The sequence below is a fragment of the Chryseobacterium arachidis genome (assembly GCF_900129245.1).
In the GTDB taxonomy this organism is placed as follows: Bacteria; Bacteroidota; Bacteroidia; order Flavobacteriales; family Weeksellaceae; genus Chryseobacterium; species Chryseobacterium arachidis.
Genome location: NZ_FQUT01000014.1, coordinates 1 through 24,424, shown reverse-complemented (window position 1 = coordinate 24,424; position 24,424 = coordinate 1). Strand labels below are relative to the sequence as shown.

Annotated in this window: 20 protein-coding genes and 2 pseudogenes; 11 read left to right on the top strand and 11 right to left on the bottom strand. The window is 32.9% G+C overall.

Going from position 1 to position 24,424, the window contains the following annotated elements; all coding sequences use genetic code 11:
- Nucleotides 1–69: 69 nt before the first annotated feature.
- Nucleotides 70–3,174 carry a non-ribosomal peptide synthetase family protein gene (locus tag BUA89_RS18700; RefSeq protein WP_083531739.1) on the bottom strand — a complete coding sequence of 1,035 codons (3,105 nt, stop codon included), beginning with the start codon at nucleotides 3,172–3,174 and terminating at the stop codon, nucleotides 70–72.
- A 426-nt stretch (nucleotides 3,175–3,600) separates the two neighbouring features.
- Nucleotides 3,601–4,278, bottom strand: a pseudogene (locus BUA89_RS18695) (ATP-binding protein); the annotation flags it as partial.
- A gap of 112 nt (nucleotides 4,279–4,390) precedes the next feature.
- Here BUA89_RS18695 and BUA89_RS18690 point away from each other — a divergent pair.
- Genes BUA89_RS18690 through BUA89_RS18675 form a run of 4 tightly spaced genes read left to right on the top strand, consistent with a single transcriptional unit; the run spans nucleotide 4,391 to nucleotide 8,690 of the window.
- A complete protein-coding gene (locus BUA89_RS18690) occupies nucleotides 4,391–5,023 on the top strand; it encodes a PDDEXK family nuclease (RefSeq protein ID WP_178362474.1) in 633 nt (210 codons plus the stop codon).
- Nucleotide 5,024: 1 nt separating this feature from the next.
- Entirely contained in the window at nucleotides 5,025–6,851 is a 1,827-nt protein-coding gene (locus BUA89_RS18685; protein WP_072962132.1) for a Mu transposase C-terminal domain-containing protein, read from the top strand.
- Nucleotides 6,823–7,710: a TniB family NTP-binding protein gene (locus tag BUA89_RS18680; protein WP_143152398.1), complete on the top strand. Its 888-nt coding sequence runs from the start codon at nucleotides 6,823–6,825 to the stop codon at nucleotides 7,708–7,710. The genes BUA89_RS18685 and BUA89_RS18680 overlap by 29 nt, the downstream gene beginning before the upstream one ends.
- Nucleotides 7,710–8,690, top strand: a complete 981-nt coding sequence (locus BUA89_RS18675; RefSeq protein WP_072962125.1) for a TniQ family protein — start codon at nucleotides 7,710–7,712, stop codon at nucleotides 8,688–8,690. The genes BUA89_RS18680 and BUA89_RS18675 overlap by 1 nt, the downstream gene beginning before the upstream one ends.
- Here the strand turns inward: BUA89_RS18675 and BUA89_RS18670 are convergent.
- The gene (locus BUA89_RS18670) at nucleotides 8,668–10,386 is read right to left on the bottom strand and encodes a hypothetical protein (RefSeq protein ID WP_072962121.1); all 1,719 of its coding nucleotides are present in this window, start codon (nucleotides 10,384–10,386) and stop codon (nucleotides 8,668–8,670) included. The genes BUA89_RS18675 and BUA89_RS18670 overlap by 23 nt on opposite strands.
- A gap of 202 nt (nucleotides 10,387–10,588) precedes the next feature.
- Here BUA89_RS18670 and BUA89_RS18665 point away from each other — a divergent pair, with 202 nt between their 5' ends.
- The 5 genes from BUA89_RS18665 (at nucleotide 10,589) to BUA89_RS18645 (ending at nucleotide 14,811) form a co-directional block, all read left to right on the top strand.
- Nucleotides 10,589–11,152, top strand: a complete 564-nt coding sequence (locus BUA89_RS18665; RefSeq protein ID WP_072962118.1) for a recombinase family protein — start codon at nucleotides 10,589–10,591, stop codon at nucleotides 11,150–11,152.
- A gap of 73 nt (nucleotides 11,153–11,225) precedes the next feature.
- Nucleotides 11,226–11,354, top strand: coding sequence for a transposase (locus BUA89_RS23530; protein WP_143152397.1), 129 nt, complete (start codon nucleotides 11,226–11,228; stop codon nucleotides 11,352–11,354).
- Nucleotides 11,355–12,499: 1,145 nt separating this feature from the next.
- The gene (locus BUA89_RS18655; RefSeq protein ID WP_072962115.1) at nucleotides 12,500–13,252 is read left to right on the top strand and encodes a hypothetical protein; all 753 of its coding nucleotides are present in this window, start codon (nucleotides 12,500–12,502) and stop codon (nucleotides 13,250–13,252) included.
- 4 nt (nucleotides 13,253–13,256) lie between these two features.
- Complete coding sequence (locus BUA89_RS18650; protein WP_143152396.1) at nucleotides 13,257–14,015, top strand: hypothetical protein; 759 nt, start codon at nucleotides 13,257–13,259, stop codon at nucleotides 14,013–14,015.
- Nucleotide 14,016: 1 nt separating this feature from the next.
- The gene (locus tag BUA89_RS18645; protein ID WP_072962108.1) at nucleotides 14,017–14,811 is read left to right on the top strand and encodes a hypothetical protein; all 795 of its coding nucleotides are present in this window, start codon (nucleotides 14,017–14,019) and stop codon (nucleotides 14,809–14,811) included.
- Nucleotides 14,812–14,918: 107 nt separating this feature from the next.
- Here BUA89_RS18645 and BUA89_RS23525 read toward each other — a convergent pair whose 3' ends face one another.
- From BUA89_RS23525 to BUA89_RS18610, 7 genes and pseudogenes are all read right to left on the bottom strand, one after another.
- The gene (locus BUA89_RS23525; protein ID WP_394363796.1) at nucleotides 14,919–15,068 is read right to left on the bottom strand and encodes a helix-turn-helix transcriptional regulator; all 150 of its coding nucleotides are present in this window, start codon (nucleotides 15,066–15,068) and stop codon (nucleotides 14,919–14,921) included.
- A gap of 466 nt (nucleotides 15,069–15,534) precedes the next feature.
- Nucleotides 15,535–16,398, bottom strand: a pseudogene (locus BUA89_RS18635) (YifB family Mg chelatase-like AAA ATPase); the annotation flags it as partial.
- Between the two features lie 222 nt (nucleotides 16,399–16,620).
- Nucleotides 16,621–17,928 carry a Fe-S cluster assembly protein SufD gene (gene sufD / locus BUA89_RS18630; protein ID WP_072962431.1) on the bottom strand — a complete coding sequence of 436 codons (1,308 nt, stop codon included), beginning with the start codon at nucleotides 17,926–17,928 and terminating at the stop codon, nucleotides 16,621–16,623.
- A gap of 103 nt (nucleotides 17,929–18,031) precedes the next feature.
- On the bottom strand, nucleotides 18,032–18,778 hold the full coding sequence (sufC, locus tag BUA89_RS18625; RefSeq protein WP_072962101.1) for a Fe-S cluster assembly ATPase SufC: 747 nt from the start codon (nucleotides 18,776–18,778) through the stop codon (nucleotides 18,032–18,034).
- A 116-nt stretch (nucleotides 18,779–18,894) separates the two neighbouring features.
- On the bottom strand, nucleotides 18,895–19,275 hold the full coding sequence (locus tag BUA89_RS18620; protein ID WP_072962097.1) for a GxxExxY protein: 381 nt from the start codon (nucleotides 19,273–19,275) through the stop codon (nucleotides 18,895–18,897).
- 150 nt (nucleotides 19,276–19,425) lie between these two features.
- The gene (gene sufB / locus BUA89_RS18615) at nucleotides 19,426–20,874 is read right to left on the bottom strand and encodes a Fe-S cluster assembly protein SufB (RefSeq protein ID WP_072962093.1); all 1,449 of its coding nucleotides are present in this window, start codon (nucleotides 20,872–20,874) and stop codon (nucleotides 19,426–19,428) included.
- 85 nt (nucleotides 20,875–20,959) lie between these two features.
- Complete coding sequence (locus BUA89_RS18610) at nucleotides 20,960–21,289, bottom strand: HesB/IscA family protein (protein ID WP_072962090.1); 330 nt, start codon at nucleotides 21,287–21,289, stop codon at nucleotides 20,960–20,962.
- A 308-nt stretch (nucleotides 21,290–21,597) separates the two neighbouring features.
- Between BUA89_RS18610 and BUA89_RS18605 the strand changes: the two genes are divergently transcribed.
- Nucleotides 21,598–22,437, top strand: a complete 840-nt coding sequence (locus BUA89_RS18605; protein WP_072962086.1) for a GLPGLI family protein — start codon at nucleotides 21,598–21,600, stop codon at nucleotides 22,435–22,437.
- Between the two features lie 89 nt (nucleotides 22,438–22,526).
- Here the strand turns inward: BUA89_RS18605 and BUA89_RS18600 are convergent, their stop codons facing one another.
- Nucleotides 22,527–24,101, bottom strand: a complete 1,575-nt coding sequence (locus BUA89_RS18600; protein WP_072962082.1) for a right-handed parallel beta-helix repeat-containing protein — start codon at nucleotides 24,099–24,101, stop codon at nucleotides 22,527–22,529.
- Between the two features lie 183 nt (nucleotides 24,102–24,284).
- Between BUA89_RS18600 and BUA89_RS23575 the strand changes: the two genes are divergently transcribed.
- A partial coding sequence (locus tag BUA89_RS23575; RefSeq protein WP_455423254.1) for an IS1/IS1595 family N-terminal zinc-binding domain-containing protein occupies nucleotides 24,285–24,424 on the top strand: 140 nt, incomplete at its 3' end.

Below are 24,424 nucleotides of genomic sequence, written 5' to 3'. Positions count from 1 at the left end.
GACGTATTTTCCATGAATAGAATAATAAAAAAGTTTCGGGGCAACTTTGTTGCCCCGAAACCTATACAATTAATTAACACTAATTCCTAAATAATTCAAATAAGAATCCAGCAGTGCTTTATCAAAAACAGGTTCTTTAATTCCAGAACCTTCGAGAAACTTGATGACATTCGAGCAATCCCAGATATAAGTGTGCTGATACAGTTCCACGGTGGAAAGACCTTCATGCATATTATCTTTAAACAGGCTTGTTAACGGATACAGTCGGTTTTTACTGTCATTTTCCCACTGTTTTCGCCAGTCTTTATAAGAAAGCCCTTTCAGATCGAAAGGATAATATTGTTTAAACAAATCGAAAAACTGTTCTAAGGTAAGATTGGTTTCAGGACTTGCAATCAGATTGAATTTTTTTCCGATAGCATCTTTGTTCTTGGTAATATGAGCCATTGACTGAGTCATATAATCAACAGTAATCAAGCCTTCTCTCAGTTCCGTAAGCATAGGGTAAGACTTGAACTCGATACAGTTTTTAACCAGGCCAGACCACCACTGGTAAGGCGCACTGGCTCCCGATTTACTGTGGCACATTGCATAGCCGAGACGGTAGGTTATTAACGGTAATCCTTCTTTAGCAGCAAGATCGGCAATTGCTTCCATCACATATTTGCTTCTTACATAGCCGATGTCTTTACTTACAGAAATAATATTTTGTTCAATATCATCAGATTCCATCATCACAGTTTTTCCGGTAAAAATATGTCCCCAGCTGTAAACCGAAATGGTAGATAGTAAAGCCAGGCATTTTGTTTTTTCGGCTCCCGCAAGACGGATGATTTCTCTTAAACCTTCTACGTTCGGAGCTTTCATATAAGAATAAGGCTCAATAAAGTTAACAGAGCTTCCGGAATGGTAAATGAGATCTAAATTTCCTGCAAGTTCCTTAAATTTCTGATCAGACAGACCTAATGAAGGCAAAGCCAAGTCTCCGACGATCGGAATAATTCTTGATGTTTGACCAGTTTTTCTCGGAATATGAAACTGCTTAAAACATTTGTCGATTTTTTCCATTGCATGAAATTCGTCCTGAGCTCTTACCAGACAATGGATGTCTGCTTCTGTTGTATCCAAAAGCTCCTGTAAAAGATGAATTCCTACAAATCCTGTAACTCCTGTCAGGAATATTGCTTTCGGGTTTTTCAATTGTTTCGGATCAAAGGTTCCTTCGAAAACGGTTCCCTGATTAAGATAAACATCGTTCTGAAGTTCTACATAAGGTTCCACATCTTCTACCGGGAGTGCTTCTCTTTCTTCTTTTGCTCTTGCTATTAAAGCATTTGAAAAATCCCGAAGAACAGGGTACTGATATACATCCCGGATATAAACCTTCACATTCAGCTTTTCCTGTAAAGAAACAGCTGCAATGGCTACAAGAAGTGAATTTCCTCCGATATCGAAAAAGTTGTCGGTGATATTGATAACAGGTCTTTCCAGTTCTTCAGCCCAGATTTCAGCGATAATTCTTTCGGTATCGTTTGTTGGCGGTTCATGGGAAATAAGCTCTTTCGCTTCCTCGTCTGCTCGTGTTTTTAAAAGGTTTGTATCAGTCTTTCCATTAGGCGTAAGCGGGATTTTATCAATAAAAATAATCTGTGCGGGAATCATATAACCAGGTAATTCTTCTTTCAGCTGGTTTCTGATGATTGAAATATCTTTTTCTAAGTTATCTTTAGGCACGACAAAAGCAACGAGATATTTATTGTCTCCATTATTATCTTTTGTAATAACAGATGCTTCTTCTACACCATTGATTTGGGCGATTGCTCTTTCCACTTCACCAAGCTCCACACGAAAACCTCTGATCTTTACCTGATTGTCAATTCTTCCCAAAAACTCTATGTCTCCATTGGCGGTCCATCTGGCAAGATCTCCTGTTCTGTACAGTTTTTCGTTTTCTTTGAAAGGACTTTTAATGAATTTCGTCTCGGTTAATTGCTGGTTATTTAAATATCCTTTTGCCAGCAAATTTCCTCCGATAAATAACTCTCCTGTGGCACCTACCGGTAATAACTCCAACTGATCATTTAAAATATATGCATTAGCATTGGCGATGGGCTTTCCTATTGAAGATACGTATTGCCCGTTTGCATCTTTTACTTTTCTGAAGGTGGCATATACGGTACACTCCGTAGGTCCATAATAATCAATAAGTTCATAATTCAGTTCTGACGTTAGTACAGGTTTAAGCTTTTCTCCTGCGGTAAAAAGATATTTCAGAGCCAAATCATTTTGGCTTTTCGTTTTTTCTATAACAGAAGGAGCAAGGACTGTAGGTACAAAACCGTGAGTAATTCTGTTTTTTCGGAAATAATTAACCAAAGCAGAAGCTTCTGTACGTTCCTCATTATCTGCAATATAAATCGTTGCGCCAGAAGTGAGCGCAGACCAGGTTTCCCAAACCGAAATATCGAAGGCGAGCCCCGCAACAAGGCTCAATTTGGATGTATGATCTACATGGAAATATTCATTATGCCACGTAACAAGATGCTGAATACTATGATGGGAAACCATCACGCCTTTCGGATTTCCTGTTGATCCTGAAGTATATATTGTATAGGCTAAAGACTCCTGTCCGATTTTTATATGCGCAGGTTCTGCATTAAAGCCTTGAAGGTCTTCTGTTGTATTGAAAATAAAAAGTTCTGTATCGGTTTCTGCTAAAGAAGAAGACAACAAGCTATTGGTAATTAATACAATTGCAGAGGTGTCAGCAAGAATAAATTCTACTCTCTTGGCAGGATAAGAATGATCGATTGGGACATAAGCCGCACCCGTTTTTAGAATACCTAAAATAGAGACAATCCATTCCAGAGAACGGTCTAACCAGACAGGAACATACCTTCCTTCTTTAATCCCTTTTTTTATAAGCAGATTGGCTATTTGGTTGCTCAGTTTATCCAGTTCCCGATAGGTAATCTCTTTATTCCGGAATACGGCTGCAGGTTTTTCAGGAAAAAGAGTTGCTTGTTTTTGAAAAAGGGAAAGTAAAGTTTCATCTATTTTATAATCCCAACCTGTGCTATTGAATTCATGTAAAATTTTTTCTTTGTCTTGTGATGATAGTGGAATGGCCACTCCTGCAGTGAGCGCTTGCTCTGTTGATGTTGTGTTTGACATGTTAATAGAGTTTTTTAAGTTAAAATGTTATTTTGATTTTTTATGATTGATTATTAATGATTTGTATAAAATTTTTTCGAAAAAAGACAATAAAAATTTTGCACGATCAACAAGAAACGTGTTTTTTACTTTTTTGAAAATTTGATTTGGTAATGACAGAACTAAAAATACAGAGGTAATATTTGTAAAAATTAACTTTATATTTTCAGATTAAAGGAAAGCTAGCAGGTGTTTGATAAATCTGTTTTCATATTGCTGTAATATTTAAAAAATGGTATTTAAATTTAACATAATAATTGTAATAAACAGCAAAATCTTTGTTTTTTTTCTCTTAAATGGGAATTATATTGATGAATAGACGTTTTTTGATTTTAAAAACTTATTCCAAACACCAATATTTTTCAGAATTCATGTGATGAAACACTGTTAGGCATTCCAGAATTCCCTGTCAAGGCTTCTGTATTGTATCGCTTCAGATACATGATTTGATAAAATGCTTTCAGACTCATCAAGATCGGCAATGGTTCTTGCAACTTTTAGAATTCTGTCATAAGCTCTGGCGGAAAGATTGAGTTTTTCCATTGCCATTTTGATCAGAGTAAAAGAAGATTCATCCAATTCACAAAACTTTTCAATTTCCTTGGGACCAATTTGAGCATTATAGCTGATTTTTAAATCTTTATATCGTTCCCTTTGTATTTCACGTGCAATTAAAACACGCTTTCTGATATCTTCACTTTTTTCACCTTTTCTTCTTTCTGCCAGCTGTTCAAACTCCACTTTCTGCACTTCGATATGGATATCGATTCTATCCAGAAGCGGCCCTGAAAGCTTGCTCATGTATCTTTGCATTTCATAAGCAGACGATGTATTGTTAGGATCATCCGGAAAAAAACCGCTCGGACTTGGGTTCATGGATGCTACCAGCATAAAACTTGCAGGATAATTAACCGTAAATCGGGCTCGGGAAATAGTCACTTCACGGTCTTCCAAAGGCTGCCGCATCACTTCCAGAACTGTTCTTTTGAATTCGGGCATTTCATCTAAAAATAAAACGCCGTTATGAGCCAGAGAAATTTCTCCAGGTTGTGGATAACCGCCACCTGTAAATTTGTAAAGTACATGAGAAAATTTGGCAAAAAATCTATTATTTTCACAAAAGAAGATGATAATCATTTGCAATTTATAAATCATGTACTTTAAAAATTTACAGAACATGGTGATAATAAGTTACAAAAAGACTCACGAGATAGATTTCAAAAACGTTCTCTTAAACACAGATTCGCTCATTATTCAGAAGCATCCTGAAAAGAAAGTCCCCCACTATTGGACAAGAAACTATATGCATATATTAGAGAACGATAATAGTATAGTTAGTTATTGTGAGCAGCCTTTCAAGATTAACTACTTTTACAAAAAATCAATTAGGGAATTTATTCCTGACTTTTACGTTAAGTATGAAAATGATCGAGAAAAACTGATCATTTTAAATAAACATTTAATTGATGATCAAGAACTTCAAGAAATTGAAAAGCTCTTGCAAACAAATAAAATTAATTATCAAATCTTGAGAGAACATGAAATAAATACAAATTTATTGTACAATTATATGTTCTTAAGCACCTATCATAATAAGGGGAAATTTATAAATGACGTGGATATTCATATGATTTGTGAAACTGTAAATAAATTTAAAAGATTAACCATAAAGCAACTTTTGGAAGAATTAGGAAAAACATTTGAACGAAAAGCAGAAATTTTATATGTTACCTGGTATTTAGTTTATGGTAAATTACTTAATTTTAATCGAGAGGAAAAACTATCTCTCAATACAATAATATGGTCCTAATATGAATAGAACATATATTTCTAAAGGAGAAAAAGTTATTTATGATAATAAAGAATGTATTATTGTTAAAATAATAAGTACATCTATTGTTTCTATCTCAGAAATTCTATCAAATATTATACATACAGTTTCTGTAAAAGATATTACTCCTTTTACTGATTCAGCGAGTACACCATTAGAAATTCTGACTGATAAAGATTGGGAGAAGGCCAAAGATCGATTTAACATTATTAAGCCTTTACTTTCAGCTCGCGGAGACTTATCATTTATAAATAAAGTTGCTTCTGATAACAATGTAAGTGTTCCAACTATCTACAGATGGCTGAAGCTTTATGATACAGGACAGACTGTATCATCGTTAGCAGGAAAAAAGAAAACAGGAGGAGAAGGGAAAAGTAGACTTACAGATCAGCAAGAAGCTATTATTTCTGATAAGATAAATTCTGTTTATTTGAACCAAAATAGAAAATCTATTACAAAGGTTATTAGAGAAATAAAAATTGCATGCCACGATTTGGGTATAACTTCGCCCCACGATAACACAATCAGAAATAGAATTAAATGCGTTTCCGATGAAGAAAAAATAAAAAAGAGATTTGGAATTAAGGAAGCTAGATATAAATATGAACCAATAAAATCACATTATGAGGAAGCTACCTATCCATTATCAATTGTTCAAATAGACCACACTCTGTTAGACATAATTTTAGTTGATGAATTAGAAAGAAAAGCATATAAACGGCCTTGGATTACCGTCGCAATAGATGTATATAGCAGAATGGTTGTTGGTATTTATCTATCTTTTGATCCTCCAGGTGCAATAGGTACAGGAATGTGCATTTCAAATTCAATCTTACCTAAAGAATTGTGGATGGAACGCATTGGAGTGTCAGCACATTGGCCGTGTTGGGGTGTAATGGATTGCTTACATCTCGATAATGCAAAGGAATTTCATGGCAAAATGTTAAAAGATGCTTGTGATAATTATGGAATTTCGTTGAAATACCGTCCAGTTGCTACACCACATTACGGAGGTCATATAGAAAGATTGCTTGGAACCTTCTCAAAAGAAATCCATAATCTCCCCGGTACAACTTTTTCTAATGAACAAGAAAGAAAAAATTATAAGAGTGAAGAAAAATCCTCTTTTACTTTAGCCGAATTTGAGCGGTGGCTACTTACCTATATAACAAAAATCTATCATACGAGAATTCATTCCTCCTTAGGTGTGTCCCCACTAAAAAAATACGAAGACGGAATTATAGGGAATGAAAATATTTCTGGTAGAGGCATTCTTCCAAGAATAAACGACATTAGAAGAACAAGATTAGACTTTATGCCTTATGTTGAAAGATCAGTCCAAGAATATGGAGTGGTTATTGATCATCTTTATTATTATGATGATGTATTAAGACCTCATATTCATAGAAAAGATAAGGGTGGTTATATTTTTAAAAGAGATCCCCGGGATATAAGTATAATTTATTTTCTTGATCCTCAGACTGAACAATATTATGATATTCCATTTAGGAATGCTACCCATCCGGCTATCTCCATATGGGAGTATAGAGATGCACTAAAAAAAGTAAAAGACAGAAACAAAGAGATTAGCGAAGAAAATATTTTCGAAGCATTTAAAGAATTAAGCACTATTGAAAGAAATTCGATTTCAAAAACAAAAAAAGAAAGAAGACAAACTCAGATTTTTGATTATAAAAATAAAGAGCCTGAGTTTATATTAAACAAATTAAAATCGGACGTTCAGGAAATTGAAGTTATTATACCTTTTGAAGATTTAGATGATGAAACATTTAACAAAAAATACTAAAGAATTTGTAGAAAGTTCTACCGAATCCCAAAGGATATCTTCATGCAGGTATCCTAAGTGGATAGGTTACAGTCAGGCAACAAAAATTGTTAATAGGATGGAAGAGTTAATGACCTACCCTAAAAGTACCAGAATGACAAATCTTTTGTTAGTAGGCGAATCAAATAATGGTAAAACGGCAATTTTGAATAAGTTTAATCAAAAATATGAAGCTTCATTTGATTCAAAGACAGGAAGTGTCATTAATCCCGTTATTATGGTGCAAGCCCCACCTGAACCAGATGAAAGGAGATTTTATAACGCAATTCTTGAGCATATATTCGCTCCTTATAAAACATCTGAGAAGTTAGATTTAAGATATTTGCGAGTAAAGAAAATGCTTATTGAATTACAAACTAAAATATTGATAATAGACGAAATACATCATGTTTTAGCAGGAACACCTACAAAACAAAGAAAATTTCTAAATGTAATAAAGCATTTGTCAAATGACTTACAAATCCCTATTATCTGTGCAGGAACAATGTTAGCCTTCAATGTTATTCAGAGTGACCAACAACTCGCTAATCGCTTTGAGCCACGTGTTCTTCCCAAATGGTCAAATGATCTTGAATTTAAACGTCTTTTAGTTAGCTTTGAAGCATTAATCCCTCTTAGAAAAGAATCAATGCTTGCAGAAAATTCAATGGTAATTAAACTTTTAGCAATGAGTGACGGTTTAATTGGTGAAGTAGCTAGAATATTAGAATTATGTAGTATTCAAGCTATAAAAAGCGGAGAAGAAAAAATAACAAAAGAAATTCTTTTAAATATTGATTACATATCTCCCCAAGATAGAAAAAAAAGGTATTTTGCTTAGTGGTCTATATTAAAAAGTATAGAAAAAATATATTCCCGGCATATATAAGTCCTGAGAATAACGAACTTTTTAGTTCTTGGTATTGTAGACTTGCAATCAACCACTATGTGAAACCATTGACATTTATTAAAAATAATTTTGGATATAATGCTCCCATTTTTGGCAGGGATATAGATTATCTAAAACCAACATATCTTACGGATTTTCTTTATGAACACACACCATTATCTAGAAAAAGGATAGAAAATTTATTTTTAACATCGTATTACGAAAACTTCACTGATCAATCAAAGAGAAAAAGTCGTATTTTAAGTCTTGGTCTTAATCATAGAAACAGAAAAAGATTTGGCACAATGTGCTGTCCAAAATGTTTAGCTTCTTTTCCTTATTATAAAAAAGAGTGGAGATTATTTACCACTATTGCTTGCTGTAAATGTAAGTCTCAACTTATTGACAGATGCCCAAAATGCCAACAGCCTATTTCATATCATAAAATATACAATAGCGGAAATCAATCAGTACCAAATGTACATATCCCATTTTCAAAATGCTGGAACTGTGAAATTGACTTGGCAAAAATTGAGTTGGCAAATCCTTCAAATGCTGAACTCCAATATCAGAAATTTATGGATATAACATTAAAAATGGGATATAATCAATTCACTAATTATTCATTTTCCTTTGTAAATGGACTTATTTTATTGTGTAGATCTGCAAGAGGGTCACAAGCAAATAAGTTTAATAGGAATTTAAATGATCTTTTAACTAATAAGTATAATATAAAGCTGTCACAATTAAATAATGAAGTGGGTTTTTGGTCATTGGAAGAAAGACAGGAAACACTTCCTGTTATCTATAAGTTCCTAACAGATATTGGAAATATTCAAGAGGAATTAGGCTATTTCAAGTTATCAAAATCTTATCTTTCAACTTATAGTCATGATATTGATTATTGGCTTATTTCTCTACTGAATCTTTAATCCCTTTTAGGATTCTTTTGTGCAAATTTTCAACAGTTTCTTCTAAAGTATCTCTTTCTTTATTATTAAGAGCATCAACAACTATAAAATCGTGAATTTTCAACTTTGATGTTTTTAGTTTAGACCAATTATAATGATAATCCCGACTAATCTTTATTAATCCTAACTTCAGCTTCTCATCATTTTCTTCATCGAAAACACCAGTTATTAATCGTTTAATAATACCTATTCTATTTGATTTATTATTTCTTACGATAATACAAAAACAGCTATCATTAAATTCAATCATAAAAAGCAAAATCGAGCCATTATCTTGAAAATTAAATGGATCATAAGAAAATTTGCTTGTCTCCTGTCTCTTCAAGTAAATATACTTACACTTAAATTCTGCTGATTTTTCCAATAATTCAAATACTGAAAGTATCGCAAGCATATAATCTTTGCCTTTCGACAGTCCATAAATTAAATTTATGGCTCCTGTTTCGCTATTACTATTATGACTGGAAATAAATTCATCATACATATTAATATGTCTGACAAAGCTATTTTCAAAACTAACACTATTTTTAATTTTCGTAGGTAAGGCATCAGAAATACTCGGTGATTCATAAAACTTAGGGCCTTCATCATTTTCCTTAACATTTAAGATAGCGTCATTATTCGTAAAAGGTGTGTTAGAAACTTCTTGCCCATTGTAATGATGTTGAATTCCCAATGTTGTTCCTTCACTAACAATATCTTCATTATCTATGAATAAAACTTTATCATCGTCTCTTAAAATGTAATTATCTGATTCAAATAATGACCCATATGCAGGTAACAATATATTACTGATAGCATAAACCATATTAATGTTTTCTTCCAAATCAACAGGATGGTAATGCAGGGACATTTCAACCTGAACATTTTTTTTAAATGGTAGTGTATAATCTATATAGGCTTTTTCTTCCTGATTATTTTTTCTATTATTTAATAAATTTTTTAAAAAAGTACGACGAATTTGGTATAACTTTTTAATCTCTACACCATTTAAGAAATAAAACTTACTTAATATTCTCGCTTCTAATGTACTTATCAGAGAAGATCTAAACGCAACAACTGCATATTCTTCAAATTTATATGGCTTAACGATGCCTGGTACGAAAACGCCATATATCAAATTATAAAGTGTCATTGATGACAGTGTATAAAAATATGACTGGATTACATTCATAGGTATAATATACTTACTATTATCAATATCTACCAGATAACATGCAACATCTCCATAAATCTCTGTACTATTCAGAGGATAATAAGTTCTCCCCTTCCCGAGTAAATTGTCAATATTTATAATAGCCCCATTATTTTCTCTACTTATCAGAACATTATTTTTAATTCTAATATTTTCGTGATTATATACCGAGCTTAAAAATTTGCCTAAATAGTCATAATAATTTCCCTGTTTGAGTCTAATTGTATATTCTTCCCGAAATTGAACACAAAATGTTTTAGAATTTTTCTGAAATTTAAAGTGCGTATTATTACAGAGTGTAATATACACATCTCTATAAATAGTGTCATTTATATAATAACTTTTGCCTAACCATGATATAAACCAGAACTTATTCTTGAATTCTATTTTATTTGCTTCTTCATATACCCATGGACGAAGTTTCAGTGCCCGGGGTAAATTTTGTGTTTTTTTTGGTAACATATCGTGATTTACAATAGATAATGATAAAAATATTAAAAATATTGTAATGACGTGTTTCTTTATCAAAAAAATAATTAAGTAGTCTTAAAAAACACTTTTTAACAAAACAATTAAATGAGACGGAAAATAATACTATTTTTGTTTCATAAAACTAAATTTTTATTTAGTATCATAAAACGATCATTTTTTAAAACGAAAAATTATGACTGTAGGTTATGCCAGAGTTTCAACTTCCGAGCAGAATATTTCTACGCAAATAGAAATGCTTAAAGAAAATGGATGTGAAAAAATTTTTACAGATATAGCTAGTGGTGTTCGCGAGGATAGAACTGGTCTTAATGAAATGCTTTCCTATTTAAGAAAGGATGATATAATTATGGTTTACAAAACAGATCGTATTTTTCGCTCATTAAAAAACATGATTGATCTAATTGAGAAGTTTAATGAGAAAGGAGTTTTTTTTAAAAGTATAACAGAACCAGCGTTCGATACAACTTCAGCTAATGGTAAATTTATTATTCAAATTTTCGGAGCCGTTGCTGAGTTTGAAAGAAATTTAATCAGTGAGAGAACAAAGTTTGGATTAGAAGGAGCACGGAAAAGAAAAAAGCTATTGGGAAGACCAACGGGATCAAGTCCCACAAATATAGAAAAATATCAATATGCAAAACATCTATATGATAATAAAAATATTCCAATAGATAAAGCATGTAAACAGGCAGGTATTAGTAAGGCTACTTTTTATCGTATTGATAAAAGTCACTAGTTATAATATAAGTATATTCTGGAGTTGCTAACTTTGTTAGGACACAATTCTTATACTCTTTATCTTTAAGAGTATGAAAAAGATCAGAAAAAATTACAGTTTAGAGTTTAAGATCCAAGCAGTATCTTTAAGTGAGCAGCGAGGCGATGTATCCTCGGTAGCTGAAGAATTGGGGATCTGTAAAGAAAGTCTAGTTAATTGACGAAAACTTCACAAAGAAGTAAGCATACGAAAGAAAAACAAATTTCCTCTGATCCGATAAGGAACCGATAATCTCAACAAGAATAAGACTAAAATTTCAAATATATTATTTTTGCATCTTCTTTGCAATTTTTTGCATTTACTTTGCTAATTCGCATTTGCTTTGCAAAATAATGATAATCAAAAGTCGAAATACCAAGTTGTCGAGTTAAATAATGTGTATTTTTGACTTTTGATTATGTTTAACTTTTGATAACTGACTTTATCAGAAGCTTTTGATAATGAAATTTTGATAAGACGTGATTGCTCATTTGACAAATATCCACTGTAGCTTGTTTAAATGTGATCTTAAAAATATTTATTCGTGTATTTTAAACTTAATCACATATAATAATTAACAATAAATGTTCAATTGTTGTTAATTATTATATGTGTAAAAATGTTGCTGACATATTTCAGAATAAGATACATGAAAATACCATTAATCTTAGTATTTCTCATAAAACTTTTGGGACAGTAGATATTTATCGACAATTTATACGACAAATATCGATACCTTTTTATCGTGGTTAAAGAAAATAATACATTATTTTTGCAATAATATATTAATAATTTTATTTTTTTTTGTAATTAATGATAATATAGGTATCTTTAATGAATAAAAACTGTGAAATAAATAATTACACACAATGATTCTAAAAACAACAACAACATGAAAAAACATTTATTTTATTATAATTATCTATGCTTGTAATTCTTTAGCTCAAGTTGGTATAGCTACTATGGTGCTACAAAGCTTTGCGTATAAATGGTTCAATTAGATTATCTAATCTAATGAATTAGGAAACCATTCTAGATGGTTAGTTTAAATAAACTTTTTATTCAGAAAACTGTATGAAATTTTATTGATAGATAATATTTTCATTTATTATTATCGAATGCTAATTTTAGTTTAGTATCTGCAAATAATTAAAAAGATACAATAAAAAGTTTACAATCTACTTTCTTTTCAATATAATCTATATTATTCATTTAAAACTAAGACAATAATAAGCTATTGTATTAAAAAGGTACTTTCCTCTTACACTAATTTATTTTAGTGATAACACTCGACTACACATTTTATAACCTTAACAAAATTAGCAAATGAAAAAAGCAATTGTTCTATTTCTTTGGTTTTCTGTAACTAAAGCGCAAACCGGAAGTGTTGGGATTGGAACATCAACTCCAGATCCTTCAACCATTTTAGAAGTAAAAGCATCCAATAAAGGAATGCAATTACCAATTGTTTCACTTACTTCCACCATTGACATTACAACAATTCCTAACCCTAAGACCAGCTTCATTATTTACAATAACTCCAACGCCAGTTCAGGAAATACCGCTGTTACAAAGGGGCTCTACGCTTACAATGGAACGATGTGGGAAAAAATGTGGTCTAAACAAGAAGTAAAAACTGAAGTAGAAAAAATTCCATTTATCACTCCCGTATTTGCAGCGAGCAATATGGCGGCTTCAGGAAGTATACCAGCAGGAACTATTTCTAATTTGACATTTAATACGTTATACCAAGATTCCCCTCCCGGAGCACTTGGTGGACCAACTACTTATACTGGATATACCATTCAACAAGCTGGTGGCTATGTTATCTCATACAATGTCGACCTAAGAAACGTATCGGGAGATACATTAGGAGGCGCTATGGTATATGTATTAAAAAATGGAACTGCAATTTGCACCTATGGTACTTCAAAAGTTTACCAATACGGAGGTGTTTCAGGCACTTGTACCGTTAATCTTGCCGCTAATGATTTGATTACTTTTAGAGCTCAATCATCCAATGCGGCTTATCAGATTACAAATCCAAATGTCTCTATTTCTAAAATCTCAAATAATTAACATAATGATGTGCAAAATATTTATTTTTTTATGTGGGTTCATTGTTATTCTGACAAATGCTCAAGTTGTGATTGGCTCAAGTTCTGCTTCCCAATCTGCCATGTTAAAACTTGATTCCGGTAACAAAGCTTTAAGAATTCCAAGCTTGTCTGTAACGAACAAAACGGATATAACAAATCCTATTTCTAATCCAGCGGTTGGAGTAATGCTTTATAACACAAATTCTGATATAGGCAATGATATTGCAAAAGGAATAACATATTGGAGCAGCGATAATACTTATCGCTCTCAAGCAACTCCCACTTCCACTGAAGAGATTATTGCCTCCTCACAAATTCCTCTTCTTATTTTTAGTGCTGCCATAGGCCAAAAACCAATCATTGCGGCTGGCTCTGCAGCTGGTGGCAGTTTCACAAATTTAACTTTAACAACTGCTGAAATATTATTTGATAAATATTCAGGATGGAATATTTCAACTAATAAATATCTTACCCCAAGTAACGGATTGTATATGATCGAATTTATTACAGAAATGTCCAATACCGGAAATAATGGGGGCACTACTGTACATACATTGTTAAGAGGAGCATCAGGCTTGGCAACATCATATGGTAGAGATAACACCATTAATAATAGAATGTATACCACAACAATATTAACTACCAATTTGACCCTAAATGATTTGTTGACTTTCCAATACATCTATACCGCCAACAATTATAGAATACAAACAGGAACACTTAACATTTATAAATATCAGTAATATGAAAACACAAATAACATATACTTTTCTTTTATTTGTACTTTTACAGATAAACGTATACGCCCAAGTGGGTATAGGAACAAGTAATCCTGATCCGAGCACTATTTTAGATTTATATAGCACAAATAAAGGATTACTTATTCCTCGTGTCCAGTTGTTGAATATTAACGACATCACCACAGTTCCCGTAACCGTATCTTCAAATTCCCCTGAACAAGGCACCCTGATTTACAATTTATCGGATGCTGGCTCATCGCCAAATAACGTCATTAAAGACACTTATTATATTTGGGATGGCACCCAGTGGACAAATATTGGTGAGGTATCAGATGTTCGAGCAGAAATCAATAACAAGAATAAAACACAGATCTTATTTGCTGGAAGTCCGGCTGTTGTCAACGCCAGTTATGTAACTCCTAATTATTCAGCTTGGACAACAATGAATTTTACAACTGAAAAATTAGATGTGGGAAATATCCATGCAACGGGAACCTTAACAATTCCCACAACAGGATTGTATTCATTTTTTGGAAATGTTTCGCTAAGATTATCAACGACAAATGGTAATAGTAAGGCATTAGGGGCAAGGCTATTTAATGCATCAAATTCTACAGTACTTGCTATTTCATATTATGGAACTGGTGCAGGAGGAGCTCAAGGAGATATGCCTTTATATTGGATGGGGGTGCTGACTGCAGGGACTCAAATTCAAATACAATACAGAATGAGAGCCGATGTGTCAAGCACACTGTCAACCGATACAAATTCAAATATTACAGTGAGAAAGCATTTTTAAATTTATTACAGCCTCCATTATCTTAACTCATTATGACTTTACCCTCAAACAGTCCTAAAGATGAAAAAAAGCAGGCTTTTTTAATGACACTGAGATTTAAAACTTTATTAATACATATTTGTAAAATAAGATAATATTAAACTTATTGCCATACTGAGAGTGATTACGCTTTTACCATTGACGATGTTGGACATGGTAGTTCGTGTAATACCCAAAAGTTTAGCAGTTCTATCAACTGTTAAATTATTTGGTTTAATAATCTGGATAGAAATAATTTTACCAAAATACGTATTGTGCTTATGTGCGAACTAGAGGTTTCATGTGATATAAAATTTGATACAGATTGAACTATATTGTAGAAATGGAGATTAGAACTCTATGACAATATTGAATCTCAAAAAACAATACTTTATACCATAGATGAATAAATTATAGAATCTATACTTGTTTGTAATCATGAGAATAGCAAATGCATCTTTTTTTGCTTGTGTCGAAATTGCTGAAATTTTTTGGAAATATGTGGGCAACAATTACTAAAAATTTCTAATATTTTAAATGGCTTTTGAGAAGTTTTAGCCTGTCTAAATTATAATTTAAAAACTGTATACTCACCATTTCATTTTTAAAAAGCAGATTTCTTGATGGAGAATATTTTCAGCCATTTCTTCTATTTGTTATTTTATCATTTTGTATTGTAAATTATCATTTTCTTTTGTAATTGACACCACCGCCGACAAGTGCAACATCTGAAATCGTGTGATGAGGTGCCCGGAAAGGCCTTACTGTCATCAATGAAGTCTCTGTCCCCATCTTTCCGGCTACAGAATGGATCTTGGTGGTTTCTAAAGCTTCTTTTAAAGTAAGGGGCGGTAAAATACTTGGAACTCTCTTAGCAAGCATTGTTTTTCCGCTTCCGGGAGGTCCAATGAGAATAATATTATGGCCGCCTGCGGCAGCAACTTCCATTGCCCTTTTAGCTGTTTCCTGTCCCTTGACTTCTGAAAAATCGAACGGAAACTCATTGATCTTTTCCTGAAACTCTTTTCGGGTGTCCAAAACTATTTTTTGGAGTGGCTTTCCTTCATTAAAAAAATCGATCACTTCTTTAATATTTTCTACTGCAAATACATCAAGATTATTAACGATCGCGGCTTCCCGAGTATTTTGTTTGGGTAAAATAATGCCTTTAAAACCTTCTTCCCGAGCTTGAATGGCAATAGGTAAAACTCCCCGGATGGGCTGTAAACTTCCGTCCAAAGAAAGCTCCCCCATAATAATATAATCCTGAATATTTTCGGCAAGAATCTGATCCGAAGCCGCAAGAATCCCAATGGCTATGCTTAAATCGTAGGCGGCTCCTTCTTTCCTGAGGTCTGCGGGAGCCATATTGATGGTAATTTTCTTACCCGGAATTTTATAGCCCACATTTTTAAGGGCTGCAGATATTCTGTAGCTGCTTTCTTTAATGGCATTGTCAGGAAGACCTACCAAATGATAGCCAACTCCGCCTGTATCTACATTTACTTCGATTGTAATGGTCTGTGCCGCAACTCCATGAATGGCACTTCCGTAAACTTTAATCAGCATTTTGCTTGTGTTTTACCGTAAATGTAAAAATTTTTTATTAAATGTTTTTCTCTTAAAATTCGTTCGGAGACTGGATCAATAAAATATTATTCACATTTTTTAATGCTATAGATATTCATATACATTAAATATGAATAATTGGTTTAAAAATTACTAAAACTAAAGAAACAAAAAAGCCGCTTCATTTCTGAAACAGCTTTACTTATTATCAATTATATATTGTTAGAACTCTATATCAACTTCTAGTTTCTCTGCCAAAAGCTTTGAAATTTTCTCTTTTAAAGGCTCAATATCGATATTCTGCATCGCATCGTTGGCAAATGCGTATAAAAGCAATGCCTGAGCTTCTTTTTTAGAAATACCTCTTGCTCTTAAATAGAACAACGCATCTTCATTCAATTGCCCAACCGTACAACCGTGAGAACACTTCACATCGTCTGCAAAGATCTCTAATTGTGGTTTTGTATCAATTGTTGCGCCTTCACTTAATAAAACGTTGTTGTTTTGCTGATAAGCATTCGTTTTCTGAGCAATTTTATCTACAAATACTTTCCCGTTGAAAACGCCATGAGATTTTCCGCTGAAAATACCTTTGTAGTTTTGATAACTTTCACAATTTGGCTGATTGTGGTGAACCGCCGTGTGGTGATCTACCAACTGATCTTTTCCGATAATGGTGATCCCGTTCATGAATGAATTAATATTCGATCCGTTTTGAATGAAATCTAAGTTATTTCTTACCAGTTTACCTCCGAAAGAGAACGTATTAACAGTCGTTAAACTGTCTTTTTCCTGCTTTGCAAAAGTATTGTCAATTAAGTAAGAAGTATCATTATCGTTTTGTAATTTATGCCAGTCTGCTTTTGCATTCGGATATGTGAAAATCTCTGTTACAGAATTTGTCAGTACATAAGTGCTGTCGAAATTGTGGTGACTTTCAATGATTTCCACCTTTGCACCTTCTTCTACAATTAATAAATTTCTCGTATTATAGAAAGTATTTTCTTCCTGATTCTGGGAAATATAGAAAACGTGAATTGGTTTTTCAATCACAACATTTTTAGGAACTTTCAAAAAGAAACCATACTTGCAATAAGCCTGATTCAAATTTGTGAAAGCTGATTTGTCTGCCGCAATTGTATTGAAATATTTTTCGAAAACATCTCTGTGTTTCTCGTCATTTAAAGCATAATTAAATGAAAGAAACTCAACATTTTCAATTGAAACTTTTGATAATTCTTTGCGAAGTTTACCGTTTACGAAAGTAATCCAGTCAAAATTTTCTTCACCCAAATGCAGTTCGTCCAACTGCTCTTTGGTGATATTGTGGCTTTCCTTCGGGAAAAAGTTATATCCTTTTTCAGTAATCTCCTTTAGGTTGGTATATTTATATTCTTCGTCTTTTTTCGTCGGAAAACCAACTTTTTCGAATCTTTGAAGAGCTGCTTTACGATCTTCATCCAGAAATCTGTGACGAAGACTCTCCAAAAATTCATTGTGGTTTTCTATAATCTGTTCTTTTAATGCCATTACTGGTATATCTGTGGTTTGCACCATTTTTTCTTTTTTTGTTTGGCTAAAATTGTTAAACCGAGAGATTCAATCTAAATCTCTGAATTCCTTAATCTTTTAATTAATTTAAAAGCCAGTCGTAACCTTTTTCTTCCAGTTCAAGAGCAAGAGATTTATCACCCGTTTTGATGATTTTTCCGTTTGCCAGAACGTGAACGAAGTCAGGTTGGATATAATTAAGCAATCTTTGATAGTGTGTAATCAAAAGAACTGCATTCCCTTCATTTTTAAATGCATTGACACCGTCTGCAACGATTCTCAATGCGTCAATGTCTAACCCTGAATCCGTTTCATCAAGAATCGCCAATTTCGGATCAAGCATCATCATCTGGAAGATCTCATTTCTTTTCTTTTCTCCTCCCGAAAAACCTTCGTTCAGTGATCTTGAAAGGAAATCTTTTTTGATACCTAATTGCTCAGATTTCTCACGGATTAACGCCAACATTTCTTTTGCAGGCATTTCTCCCAATCCGTTTGCTTTTCTGTTTTCATTCATTGCAGCTTTAATGAAGTTGGTTACAGAAACTCCCGGAATTTCCACCGGATATTGGAAAGATAAGAAAATACCTTTGTGAGCTCTGTCTTCAGGCGCATCTTCGATGATATTTTCACCTCCGAAAATGATTTCTCCGTCTGTCACTTCATAATCTTCTTTCCCTGCGATAACAGAAGAAAGAGTAGATTTTCCCGCTCCGTTTGGTCCCATAATCGCGTGAACTTCACCCGGCTTTATTTCAAGATTGATTCCCTTTAAAATTTCTTTGTCGCCGTCTTCAATTTTGGCGTGCAAGTTTTTTATCTCTAACATATAATTGAGTTTATCGCAAGGTTAGACTAAGATTTTCTATAATCTCCTTTGCTTTTTTAAGATAAACAAAGGCGCTAACGCTTATCAATGAAATACTATTTCTTTTTATATCTAAATTAATCGAGACCGTTTGCGATTCTCATGACACCATTTTTAAATAGTTGAGAATTGAAATTAATAAGCATACCTAACTTATAATCTCCCAGTCTTAAATAATTTTTTAATTGTGCAGCATGAAAATTGGTTAAATTTTCAATAGATTTAATTTCCAAAACTACTTTGCTTTCAATCAATAAATCCATTTTAAAAGCATTTTCAAGTAACAATTCTTCGTATTGAATAGAAAGAGATTTTTGCCTTTCCACTTTAATCCCCGTTTTTTTCAATTCATAGAATAAACATTCCTCGTAAATGCTTTCATATAATCCTATTCCTAATTTTCTGTGAATTTTTAACCCACTTTCAAAGACAATTTTTGAAATTTCATTTTCAGTCATTTGTGTAAATTTCCGCAAAGATACATAAGTTAATTGTAGGAATTCAATTTAAAATTTGTATTGCTTTTCTAAGCTTTAGCGCCTTTGTTTATCTTAAAAATAAATAATAAGCGACTAAAAATCTTAGTCTAACCTTGCGATAAAATGAATCTATCCGACAGAACCTTCCAAAGAAATCTCCAATAATTTCTGAGCTTCAATAGCAAATTCCATCGGTAATTTATTTAAAACTTCTTTACTGAAACCGTTTACGATCAATGCGATGGCTCTTTCCGTATCGATACCTCTTTGGTTGCAGTAGAAAATCTGGTCTTCCCCGATTTTCGAAGTCGTTGCTTCGTGCTCCAATTGAGCAGTCGGATCTTTGATTTCGATGTAAGGGAAAGTGTGTGCTCCACATTCATTACCCATCAACAAAGAATCGCACTGAGAGAAGTTTCTCGCTCCTTTTGCAGTCGGCATTACTTTTACCAAACCTCTGTATGAATTTTGAGATTTTCCGGCAGAAATACCTTTAGAAATAATTGTTGATTTCGTATTCTTTCCGATGTGGATCATTTTTGTTCCTGTATCTGCATACTGGTGATTGTTCGTCACAGCAATAGAGTAGAACTCACCGATTGAATTATCTCCTTTCAAGATGCAAGAAGGATATTTCCATGTTACCGCAGAACCTGTTTCAACCTGTGTCCATGAGATTTTTGCATTTCTTTCGCAAAGTCCTCTTTTCGTTACGAAATTGAAAACTCCACCTTTTCCTTCTTCATTTCCTGGATACCAGTTTTGAACGGTTGAATATTTAATTTCAGCATTATCCATTGCGATTAGCTCAACAACGGCAGCATGAAGCTGGTTTTCGTCTCTTGATGGTGCTGTACAACCTTCCAAGTAAGATACATAACTTCCTTCATCCGCAATCACAAGCGTTCTTTCAAACTGACCTGTTCCTGCCTGATTGATACGGAAATACGTAGATAATTCCATAGGACATCTTACGCCTTTTGGAATATAGCAGAAACTTCCGTCAGAAAATACTGCGGAATTCAATGCTGCATAGAAGTTATCTCCTCTCGGAACTACTTTTCCAAGGTATTTTCTTACCAGATCAGGGTGGTTTTTAATTGCTTCTGAGATAGAGCAGAAAATAATTCCTTTTTCCATCAAAGTTTCCTGGAAAGTTGTTTTCACAGAAACTGAATCTATTACAATATCCACAGCAACTCCTGAAAGTCTTTTTTGTTCCTCGATATTGATTCCTAATTTCTCAAAAGTCTTCAATAATTCAGGATCTACTTCGTCTAAGCTTTCCAGTTCTGGTTTTGCCTTTGGAGCAGCATAATATTTAATTGCCTGAAAATCCGGTTTTTCATATTTAATATTTGCCCATTCCGGCTCCACCATTTTCAACCAGATTCTGAAAGATTCCAAACGCCATTCTGTCATCCATTCAGGTTCCTCTTTTTTAGCGGAAATTGCACGGACGATGTCTTCATTTAAACCCGTCGGGAAATCTTCGTAATCGATTTTTGTTTCCCAGCCGAATTCATATTTTTTATTTTCTAGATCGACTCTTAGATCGTCTTCAGTATATTTACTCATTATTTTTTTTTAAGATTTTAGAAAACAGATTTCAAATTTGAACTGCACTGCCCGAAATCTGAAACCTGCATCCAATGTCTTTTTCTTACAAAGAAAAACTTTCACCACATCCGCAAGTTCTGGATGCGTTAGGATTGTTAAAAACAAATCCTTTTCCGTTTAAACCTCCTGAATATTCAAGAGTGGTTCCTGCTAAATAGAGGATTGATTTTTTATCTACAACAATTTTGATATCATTGTCTTCAAAAATTTGATCAGAGTCTGTCTTTTCGTTGTCAAACTTCAAAACATATTCTAAACCAGAGCATCCTCCGCTTTTCACCCCAACTCTTATATAGTCTTCAAAAGGCTTAAAACCATCTTCTGTCATCAGCTGGATGGCTTTTGCTTTTGCTTGATCTGATACTTTTATCATTGTATTTATTTAGAATGATTTAATGATGCAAAAATACGAACTAATTTCCGCAATCTCAAATCGAAGATATCTATTTTAATGATTCTGTTCTTAATAGGTGTATTTTTTTCATTGATCTCATGTTAAAAACATATAAATTTTTAGTCTTGAACCCTGCCATTGTGTTTTTGATTTAACTTTAAACCTTATTTTCTATCTATAAAATAAAATTAACGATGAGACAACAATTATCTGGTTTTTTTGTGTTGTTTTAAATCGAAACCTCATGATAGGATTAATTTAGATGTTTAAAATAAAAATATTATATAATGAAAAAATTGGGATTTATTGCTTTAGCTTTATTCATGCAGACGGCCTTTGCACAGACGAACAGATTTGTGTATCAGGTTACTATGAAGCCGGATGCATCTGATAAAAATGATGTTAAAACGGAAAATGCCTATTTGGATATTTCTCCTGAAAAATCTGTTTTTTATTCTGAAAACAGAATCAAAAGAGATTCTGTAATGCAGGCTAATTTCCAAAGTGGAGGGGCCAGAGGTTTTAACAGGGATCAAATGCAGAGCTTAAGATCGATCATCAATTATTCTATCGAAAAGGATAAGAAAAATCAAAAAACGATTTTTAAGGATCGTATTGGAAGAGATATTTATACTTACGAGGAAGACAGACCGATTAATTGGAAAATTTCTTCTGAAACCACTAAAATCGGGGAATATAAAGTTCAGAAAGCAGAGGCGGATTTTGCGGGAAGAAAATGGACGGCTTGGTTTACCACAGATTTGCCTTATCAGGATGGACCATACAAATTCAGCGGGCTTCCGGGGCTTATTGTGAAGGCGGAGGATGCTCAAGGCGAATATTCTTTTGATTTAATGAAAAATTATAAAATTGCTGATTTCCCGACTTTAAACCAATTCGGAAATACCATTAAGGTAAAAAGAGGAGATTATGTGAAACAGCAGAAAAAATTTCAGGAAGATCCGATGGCGTTCATGAACCAAGGTGGTGGCGGAGGAATTTCGGCTCCAGTGAGAGTAGGGCGTCCGGGTGGAGGCGGCGGAAATCCTGGTGATATGAGAAAGAGAATGGAAGAGAGAGTGAAAGAAGAAGCAAAGAAAAACAGTAATCCGATAGAACTGCAATAAATAAAACAAGCAGATAAAAAGGATGAAATATAAAAAATAATTAAAATGGGGAGCAAACTTTTTGTTCCCCATTTCTTTTATAAAATGCTTTATATTAAAATTTCAAGATCTTTATAACCGGTGGTGGTATTTTTATTCAGCTCAACTTTTATGGTACATAAAGATTTTATTATATCAAGATAGGTTGGATAATTCATATTTACAAATACATTAACAATATCATTATTGGTTTCTATTTCTACATCTGCAGTAAATAAAGTATGATAAATCTCTTTAATCTGTTTGTGAAAATTGATGGCATATCCACTCTGATATGGTAATAAAATATCTATTTCATAAGAATCACTAAATGGAAATCCTCCGTTAGTAAGAGTATAAGAATCAATTTTTATTTTTCCGCTGATCTGCTTAAAATTTACTGCTACGACATCATCACTGGGTATTTTTATACTAAATATTTTTAACTTATTGGTATTAACGGTAAGTTCTTTATCTGTGATAAGGAAGTCTGTTCTATGAGAGCTGTTTTCTAGAATTTGTGTGGAATGCTGCCCTAAAGTTCTTTTTTGAAATCCATTTTGAAGATTTCCATTTAATGTGAATTTAGATACGATACCATTTGCTTCTCCGAAGTAAGGATTTATAAAATTTATGATACCATCTGATAAAAAGTGAAAATCTGCCCATGGTCCAGTTTCTGAGCCCGTAAAATGACAATCGTCGAAAGTAACTCCATTTCGTGATTGTATTTCTTTCAATAAGTTGGCCATGGTGTTTTCAAAATAACACCCAATGAATTTAAGGTTGGTTGCATTTTCAACTTCAATAGTTGCATCTGTACTTCCCGATATACCACCTCCTTCAGATCTGCACGAATAAAATGTATTGGCTTCACTTTGGTTTTTGATAAACAGCATTTTTCTACCACTAAAATTACAATTGTAGAAAGAGTTTAAATTACTAGTTCCTCCAATTAATTCAATGGAAGAAGCAACATCATAAAAATTTACATTTTTAAAAATATTGACTAGAAAAGGAATATGGCACACAAAGCCTTTACCTTCATGAATATTATGGATATTAACATTTTCAAATTCAAAAGAAGATTGGTAACCACTAGGGTCCGAGGAATTTACATCAAACCACTGATTAACCAGTGCCCCATTGAAAGACATATTTTTTAGTTTGATATGAGAAGGATAAGAATCTGCATTTTTAAGCATTATTCCTCCCTCTACAGGAGTCCAGCCATTATTGATCCACGTTTTATCAGTGCCATCTCCTATAATTTCAATATTGTTTGGAAGCATCAATGGTTTAGACAGAGAATAGTTTCCTGAAGGTATATATAAAGGAACATGTAATTTTTGCGCCATATCTACACCTTTAGTGAGAGCTGCCCAACCATCAGTATCATTTAAAAGCCCAAACCATCGGGCATCTAATGATTCGGAAAATTGAAGTTTATAATACTTGTCTCCAAACTTTCGATAAATAATCCCATCTAATACAGTTGTTGGAAGTATTGGATTATTATCGTACCACACAGTAGTTTCTCTGTAATTTAAATCAATTCCTGATCTTAAATCAGTTCTTTTAAGAATATCTTCTACTAAAACATCATTTGTGTATAGATACTCAACTTCGCTAATTGGAATGCTCATAAGATTTTGTTTATAATATTTGATTGTTGATATTTAATTAGATCCACTTTTAATTAATTGCTTTCTAATTTCTATAACAAATCTATTTGATCATTACGTCAAAACGCGACGTATTAAATTTTTTAATAATTTATTTAAATATTTGGTATTGTTAAATTAAAATATATTTCATAAATTAGTTTTATGAAATGTTATAAATGTCAATCAGAGAATAAGGTTAAAGCTGGATTTACAAGAGGCTTACAAAGATATAAGTGCAAAGATTGTGGTTGCTATTTTAGTGTTGAAAGTAAATCTGATGTAAAAAGTCTTGAACAAAGGAG

Excerpts from the sequence above, each read along its gene's own strand:
- BUA89_RS18700 (WP_083531739.1), bottom strand. The coding sequence starts at position 3,174 with ATGTCAAACACAACATCAACAGAGCAAGCGCTCACTGCAGGAGTGGCC.
- BUA89_RS18690 (WP_178362474.1), top strand. The coding sequence starts at position 4,391 with ATGGTGATAATAAGTTACAAAAAGACTCACGAGATAGATTTCAAAAAC.
- BUA89_RS18685 (WP_072962132.1), top strand. The coding sequence starts at position 5,025 with ATGAATAGAACATATATTTCTAAAGGAGAAAAAGTTATTTATGATAAT.
- BUA89_RS18680 (WP_143152398.1), top strand. The coding sequence starts at position 6,823 with ATGATGAAACATTTAACAAAAAATACTAAAGAATTTGTAGAAAGTTCT.
- BUA89_RS18670 (WP_072962121.1), bottom strand. The coding sequence starts at position 10,386 with ATGTTACCAAAAAAAACACAAAATTTACCCCGGGCACTGAAACTTCGT.
- BUA89_RS18665 (WP_072962118.1), top strand. The coding sequence starts at position 10,589 with ATGACTGTAGGTTATGCCAGAGTTTCAACTTCCGAGCAGAATATTTCT.
- BUA89_RS23530 (WP_143152397.1), top strand. The coding sequence starts at position 11,226 with ATGAAAAAGATCAGAAAAAATTACAGTTTAGAGTTTAAGATCCAAGCA.
- BUA89_RS18655 (WP_072962115.1), top strand. The coding sequence starts at position 12,500 with ATGAAAAAAGCAATTGTTCTATTTCTTTGGTTTTCTGTAACTAAAGCG.
- BUA89_RS18650 (WP_143152396.1), top strand. The coding sequence starts at position 13,257 with ATGATGTGCAAAATATTTATTTTTTTATGTGGGTTCATTGTTATTCTG.
- BUA89_RS18645 (WP_072962108.1), top strand. The coding sequence starts at position 14,017 with ATGAAAACACAAATAACATATACTTTTCTTTTATTTGTACTTTTACAG.
- sufD (WP_072962431.1), bottom strand. The coding sequence starts at position 17,928 with ATGGCATTAAAAGAACAGATTATAGAAAACCACAATGAATTTTTGGAG.
- sufC (WP_072962101.1), bottom strand. The coding sequence starts at position 18,778 with ATGTTAGAGATAAAAAACTTGCACGCCAAAATTGAAGACGGCGACAAA.
- BUA89_RS18620 (WP_072962097.1), bottom strand. The coding sequence starts at position 19,275 with ATGACTGAAAATGAAATTTCAAAAATTGTCTTTGAAAGTGGGTTAAAA.
- sufB (WP_072962093.1), bottom strand. The coding sequence starts at position 20,874 with ATGAGTAAATATACTGAAGACGATCTAAGAGTCGATCTAGAAAATAAA.
- BUA89_RS18610 (WP_072962090.1), bottom strand. The coding sequence starts at position 21,289 with ATGATAAAAGTATCAGATCAAGCAAAAGCAAAAGCCATCCAGCTGATG.
- BUA89_RS18605 (WP_072962086.1), top strand. The coding sequence starts at position 21,598 with ATGAAAAAATTGGGATTTATTGCTTTAGCTTTATTCATGCAGACGGCC.
- BUA89_RS18600 (WP_072962082.1), bottom strand. The coding sequence starts at position 24,101 with ATGAGCATTCCAATTAGCGAAGTTGAGTATCTATACACAAATGATGTT.